Source organism: Clostridium sp., assembly GCF_051650885.1.
Taxonomy (GTDB): domain Bacteria; phylum Bacillota; class Clostridia; order Clostridiales; family Clostridiaceae; genus Clostridium.
The window spans coordinates 1-6,533 of the sequence record NZ_JBOFRG010000033.1 but is presented as its reverse complement, the minus strand read 5'-3'; the positions used below and the strand labels follow the sequence as shown (position 1 = coordinate 6,533).

Genomic DNA, 6,533 nt, shown 5'->3' with positions numbered 1-6,533 from the left:
AGTTGCTTTTTTATATCTTTGAATAAAATTAACTTTTGTTCTATATTATGTTTATCTATAAATTTTAAATATATATGCTCAGGCTTGTACAAATGCATATATACTTCGTTCACACAAAGTTTCTCATTTTCATTTAAATCTTCTAAAGTTTTTTGATGAAGGATTCCTTTATCATCAAGTATTTCTATTTTTTTTAAATGATTATTTGTTTTGTTATGAATTTTGAAATTGAATTTAAGTTTAAAACTCATTTTATGCATCTCCTACTCTTTAAGTAATCATTTACATTTTAATTATAGCATAGTCTATGATTAAAATAAAGATTCCTATGCACATTATTTAGTCCATAGGATACTATAGTAGGGAATAGCAATTTGTAAGGTGAGTGTATGAAAAAGAATTATTGTTACTCGGTTGATTTTGATGGTAAGACTGAAGAGTTATTTAAAAAGGGAAGTTACTTAGGTCAAGGTAATAATGGGATTGTATATGAACTTCCTGATAATAAAATAATTAAAATTTTCTCTAAAAAGAAAATTTGTGATGCTGAGGCAAATACGCTAAAGAAAACTAAAAAATCTAAATATTTTCCTAATATATATGTTCATGGAGAGCTTTATATAATAAGAGAAAAAGTAGATGGTGAACGATTAGATAAATACATAAAGAGAAATGGATTAACTAAAGATATAATAGAAAAATTGTATAAATTACTTGGGGAGTTTAAAAAGCTTAAGTTTAAAAGATTGGATACAAGATGCAGAGATATCTATGTAAGTGAAAATGGGGAGCTTAAGCTTATTGATCCTAAAGGTTGTTATACAAGAAAGGTAGATTTTCCAAGGCATTTAATGAAAAAGATGAAAAAGCTTGAAGTATTAGATGAATTTTTGGAAGGAATCAAAGAGATTGATTTAAAAGCAGGAGTTTACTTTGAAAAATCAATTTTAAAATATTTTGAATTAGAAGAAAAAAAGAAAAATGGAGGCAAAGATGGAAAATAACGAAAATGTAAATGAAAATGTTGAGCATGAAAATTTTGAGAAAAAGTATTTTAGAGTGAAAAAGAACTTTAATTTTTTAATGGGATATGGTGATAATGATAAGGAAAAATTACTAGATATTATAGATTCAGATATTAGGTTAGTTGAAAATGAGGTGGCGAATAGACCGAATATGGCGGCTCCTGAGATAAATGAAGTGTGGCTTGTGGACTTAGGGGTTAATATTGGTGATGAAATATATGGTGAACGACCTTGTGTTGTAGTATCTTACAATAAATTTAATCATAAAAGTGGTTCTGCAACTATTGTTCCTATAACAAGAGCAAAGTTTTCGCATAAAACTCAATTTGCTATAAATGATGATTTAATGGAAGAAGTTCACGATACTATTGAAGGAACAGTGAAAACTGAGCAAATAACAACTAAAAGTAAAAGTAGATTTAAAGTGAAAATAGGGAAATTAAATGAAGAAGGAATAAATAAATTAAAGAAAGCACTTATATATCATTTAGTATTAAGTGAAGATTTAGAAGAAAGAGAGTAATTTATAAAAGATGCCTAGAGTATAGGTGTCTTTTTATTTGAAAATATAGAAATCTAGAAAATTTTTGAAAACTATGATATACTTAATAAGTTAACAATATGGAAGTTAAATTCGACTAAACATTCAAGTGGAGCGTAAGCTTTATTTGAATGGAGTCTCATTTTATATATAGGAGGTGTTCCCATGCAAACTTTATTAATGATATTAGTTGCTATATCAGGGTTAGTAGTTATTGTAACTGTATTAATGCAACCAAGTAAGTCAGATGCTTTAAGTGGACTTATTCAAGGAAGTAACAATGATACATTCTTCTCTAAGAATAAAGCAAGAACTAAAGAAGTAATATTATCTAGATTATCTATGATTTTCATGGTAATATTTGCTTTAGCAATATTAGCATTACATTTATTATAGGCGCGTGGGGCATACCACACGAATAGAAGAAAACTATATTACTAAATTAATATAGTTTTTTTTGTGTCAAAAAAAGAAAAAAATAATATAAATAATATAAGAATCTATTATAGACTCTAAAAAATCGCTCAAATAAAATTCCTGTAGGATTAATTTCTTATGGGAATTTTATTTGTTTAGATTTAGAGTAAAGGAATAAAAAAAGAGAAAGATAAGTAATAATAGATGTAAAGATAAATTATAAAGGGGCTTAAATATGGAAATATTATTTATACCAATAATATCTGGAATCATTGCATTGCTATTTTTAATTTTTTTAAGAGGAAAAATAATTAAAAGTGATGCAGGAGATGAAAAAATGAGAGGCATAGCTAATAGCATTGAAGATGGTGCTATGGCATTTTTGAAAAAGGAATATAAGTATTTATCTATATTTATAATTGTTTTAACAGTAGTTATAGGAGTATTTTTAAGTATCCAAGCAGCTATTTCATTTGTAGTAGGGGCTTTATTTTCAATGGGTGCAGGATATTTAGGAATGAAGATTGCAGTAAAAGCAAATGTAAGAACAGCAAATGCAGCGAAATCAGGGATGAAAAAGGCTTTAGATATTGCATTTTCAGGTGGAGCTGTTATGGGGCTTTGTGTAGTTGGATTTGGAATTATAGGCTTAAGTATCTTAGTTTTACTTTTTGATTTCAACATGGAGCAAGTAACAGGCTTTGGACTTGGAGCTTCATCAATTGCATTGTTTGCAAGAGTTGGAGGAGGAATTTATACAAAGGCTGCAGACGTTGGAGCAGACTTAGTTGGAAAGGTTGAAGCAGGAATTCCAGAAGATGACCCAAGAAATCCAGCAGTTATAGCAGATAATGTTGGTGACAATGTTGGAGATGTAGCAGGAATGGGAGCAGACCTTTTTGAATCCTATGTAGGTTCAATTATATCTGCAATTACTTTAGGAGTAGTTGTTCAAAGTGTATTAGGGAAAAATGCATTAATTTATCCTTTATTACTTTCAGCTATTGGAATTATCGGCTCATTAATTGGAATTGTAATAGTTAAAAACTATAAAGGAGAAAATCCACAAAAGGCTTTAAATAGTGGAACTACGGTAGCAGGAATAGTTTCATTGATAGGAGCTTTAGGATTATCCTATTATTTATTTAATAGTTTAACTTTATTTATTCCTATTGTAGTTGGAATAGTTGTTGGTATAGCTATTGGAAAAATAACAGAGATTTATACATCATCTGATTATAAGTATGTAAAGAAAATTTCTAAAGAGTGTGAAACAGGAGCTGCTACAAATATTATTGCAGGCTTAGCTGTTGGAATGAAGTCTACTGTTATACCTATACTTTTAATTGTAGTAGGAATTTTAGTTTCATATATGGGTGTAGGTGGTTTAGAAAATAGTATGATAGGTCTTTATAGTATTGCACTTTCTGCTGTTGGAATGCTTTCTACTACAGCAATTACAGTAGCTGTTGATGCTTATGGACCAATTGCTGATAATGCAGGTGGAATTGCAGAAATGAGCGAATTACCTAAAGAAGTAAGAGAAGTAACTGATAAATTAGATTCAGTTGGAAATACTACTGCTGCTATAGGAAAAGGCTTTGCAATAGGTTCAGCTGCACTTACAGCTTTAGCACTTTTTGCATCATATACTCAAGCTGTAAATTTAAGCAGTATAAATCTTTTAAATCCATTAACTCTTGTAGGAGTTTTAATTGGAGGAATGCTTCCATTTTTATTTGGAGCATTAACTATGGAATCAGTTGGAAAAGCAGCAGGTGAAATGGTAGAAGAAGTTAGAAGACAGTTTAGAGAAAAACCAGGTATCTTAGAAGGCACTGATGAGCCAGATTATAAAACTTGTGTAGAGATTTCAACTAAGGCAGCTCTAAAAGAAATGATACTTCCAGGAGTTCTTGCTGTATTATCACCTCTTGTAGTTGGAATTCTTCTAGGAGTTGAGGCTTTAGCAGGACTTATAGCAGGTGGACTTGTAACTGGAGTTATGATGGCAATTATGATGTCCAATGCAGGTGGTGCATGGGATAATGCTAAAAAATATATTGAAGGTGGAGCACATGGTGGAAAAGGAAGTAATGCTCATAAAGCAGGTGTAGTTGGAGACACTGTTGGAGATCCATTTAAAGATACTTCAGGACCAAGCATGAATATTTTAATAAAATTAATGACAATTGTATCATTAGTTTTTGCACCTCTTATAGTACAATTTGGTGGAATATTATTATAAAAATTAGAATGTAATTATTGAAAAAGTGTTAACTTATGAATAAAACATTCAAATACAAAAATACTTTATTTTGTAAAATACTTAAAAATATGCTAATTAAATTAAATTTGATTAGCATATTTTTATTAAATTAAACTTTTAATTATAAAATTTATAAAAAAATAAAAAAGTATAAACAAATTATTAATTTTATGTTAATATAATAAGTGTCCGAGAGAGATGGACAGATGAGATGAGAATTAAAAACTATTTAATAAGATTTAGGGGTAGATTTTATTAAAGAATTAACTACAATAAGAGAAACGGAATTATATTTAGAATTATATTTAGAAAGTATTGTAGAAAAAGGCTATGTAAATAGCTATATTAAAATTCTTGGGGAAGAATTTTAATCGCGTAAGGTGGGTATTATATTTAGAGACTATGGTAAAAACGGTATTATAAGAGAATTAACTTTAAAACTATGCTTAGCATGATTTGGGGGAATTATGCAGTTGGAGTATAGTTTTTTAGGTTACAGAGAAGTTAGTGGTCGTAGTATTTACATTTTGATAAATGTGAATACTACGACCACTATTTCTATAGGGATTTAATCAAATTAAATCCCTTAAAGCTTTGTCATATATAGAGGGAATATGTGTTATAATTGAGTATAGAATAAAATAACAGAAATTTGTCAAATATAATAGTAAAAGAGATTAACTAGAATATAATAAAGTATAGACAAATATATGGAGGAAAAATATGGGGATAAAAGACACGTTATTAGCCTTTATGGGCGAAGATGCTTATAAACCAATGGATTTAAGTTCTCTATCAAGAATTTTTGATGTTAATAAAGCAGAATTTAAAGCATTTAAAATGGTTTTAAAGGATATGGAATCAGAAGGTCTTGTTATGAGAAACGAAAAAGATAAATATGCATTACCTGAAAAGTTTGGATATGTAAGAGGTAAGATACAAGCACATGCAAAAGGGTTTGCCTTCCTTATTCCAGAAAAAGAAGGGGAAAAGGATGTATTTATTGCAGGTTCTGTTTTAAATGGTGCAATGAATGGAGATAAAGTAATTGTACAAGTTACGAGAGAAGACAAGGGCGGAATAAGAAAAAGAGAAGGAGAAGTCTTATCTATTGTAGAAAGAGCAAACACTACAATAATTGGAGAATACGAAGAAAGTAGAAACTTTGGATTCGTAATTCCAGAAGATACAAGACTTACACAAGATATCTTTGTATCTAAAAAAGAAAGATGTGGAGCTAAGGGTGGAGATATAGTAATTGTAGAAATCACTAAATGGCCTGAAGGAAGAAGAAGCCCAGAGGGAAAAATTAAAGAAGTTCTAGGAAAGAAAGGCGATAAAGGTCTTGATATTCTTACAATAATTAAAAAACATGGACTTCCAGAAGAATTTCCACAGAGCGTTTTAAGCTTTGCTGACAATATAAAAGAAGAAATAGAAGAAAAAGAATATAAAAGAAGAACTGACTTTAGAGATTTAAAAATGGTAACAATAGATGGAGAAGATGCTAAGGATTTAGATGATGCTGTATCTATTGAAAGATTAAATAATGGAATGTATAAGCTAGGAGTGCATATTGCAGATGTATCTCACTATGTTAGAGAAAATAATCCATTAGATAAAGAAGCATTAAATAGAGCAACATCTGTATACCTTATAGATAGAGTTATTCCTATGCTACCTAAAAAGTTATCAAATGGAATTTGTTCACTTAATCCAAAGGTTGATAGACTTACATTAAGTTGTATAATGACTATTGATAAAAAAGGAAAAGTTGTAGCACATGAGATTCATGAAAGTATTATAAGAACTAATGAAAGAATGACTTACACAGATGTTACAAAAATCCTTAAAGATAAAGACGAAGAGCTCATAAAAAGATATGATTATCTATATGATGATTTCTTAGCAATGGAAGAACTTGCAACTATCTTAAACAATAGAAGAATGTCAAGAGGTTCAATTGATTTTGATTTCCCAGAAGCTAAAATAACTTTAGATAAAATGGGTAAACCAATAGAAATAAAACCTTATCCAAGAGAAATTTCAAATAGAATGATTGAAGAATTCATGCTTGTTTGTAATGAAACAGTTGCAGAAGATATGTATTGGCAAAAGCTACCTTTTGTATATAGAATTCACGAAGACCCAGATGAAGAAAAATTATCTAAGTTTAGAGAATTTGTATACAATTTAGGATATCCTATGAGAACTAATGCAGAAATTCATCCAAAAATGATGCAAGAAGTATTAGATAAAGTAAAAGGAAAAAGTGAAGAAA

Annotated in this window: 6 protein-coding genes; 5 read left to right on the top strand and 1 reads right to left on the bottom strand. The window is 29.2% G+C overall.

What is annotated here, in order from left to right; translation table 11 throughout:
• On the bottom strand, positions 1-251 hold a 251-nt coding region (locus ACRC28_RS01170; RefSeq protein ID WP_438541623.1), incomplete at its 3' end, for a hypothetical protein.
• A gap of 138 nt (positions 252-389) precedes the next feature.
• On the opposite strand from ACRC28_RS01170, the gene ACRC28_RS01165 reads away from it, so the two are divergent.
• From ACRC28_RS01165 to rnr, 5 genes are all read left to right on the top strand, one after another.
• Entirely contained in the window at positions 390-1,004 is a 615-nt protein-coding gene (locus ACRC28_RS01165) for a protein kinase (protein WP_438541622.1), read from the top strand.
• Positions 994-1,548, top strand: coding sequence for a type II toxin-antitoxin system PemK/MazF family toxin (locus ACRC28_RS01160; protein WP_438541621.1), 555 nt, complete (start codon positions 994-996; stop codon positions 1,546-1,548). Before ACRC28_RS01165 ends, ACRC28_RS01160 begins: the two co-directional genes overlap by 11 nt.
• Positions 1,549-1,731: 183 nt before the next feature.
• Positions 1,732-1,962, top strand: coding sequence for a preprotein translocase subunit SecG (gene secG, locus ACRC28_RS01155; protein WP_438541620.1), 231 nt, complete (start codon positions 1,732-1,734; stop codon positions 1,960-1,962).
• Between the two features lie 256 nt (positions 1,963-2,218).
• The gene (locus tag ACRC28_RS01150) at positions 2,219-4,231 is read left to right on the top strand and encodes a sodium-translocating pyrophosphatase (protein ID WP_438541619.1); all 2,013 of its coding nucleotides are present in this window, start codon (positions 2,219-2,221) and stop codon (positions 4,229-4,231) included.
• Between the two features lie 744 nt (positions 4,232-4,975).
• A partial coding sequence (rnr, locus tag ACRC28_RS01145; protein ID WP_438541618.1) for a ribonuclease R occupies positions 4,976-6,533 on the top strand: 1,558 nt, incomplete at its 3' end.

Coding starts and splice junctions, on each gene's coding strand:
- ACRC28_RS01165 (WP_438541622.1), top strand. CDS start 390: ATGAAAAAGAATTATTGTTACTCGGTTGATTTTGATGGTAAGACTGAA.
- ACRC28_RS01160 (WP_438541621.1), top strand. CDS start 994: ATGGAAAATAACGAAAATGTAAATGAAAATGTTGAGCATGAAAATTTT.
- secG (WP_438541620.1), top strand. CDS start 1,732: ATGCAAACTTTATTAATGATATTAGTTGCTATATCAGGGTTAGTAGTT.
- ACRC28_RS01150 (WP_438541619.1), top strand. CDS start 2,219: ATGGAAATATTATTTATACCAATAATATCTGGAATCATTGCATTGCTA.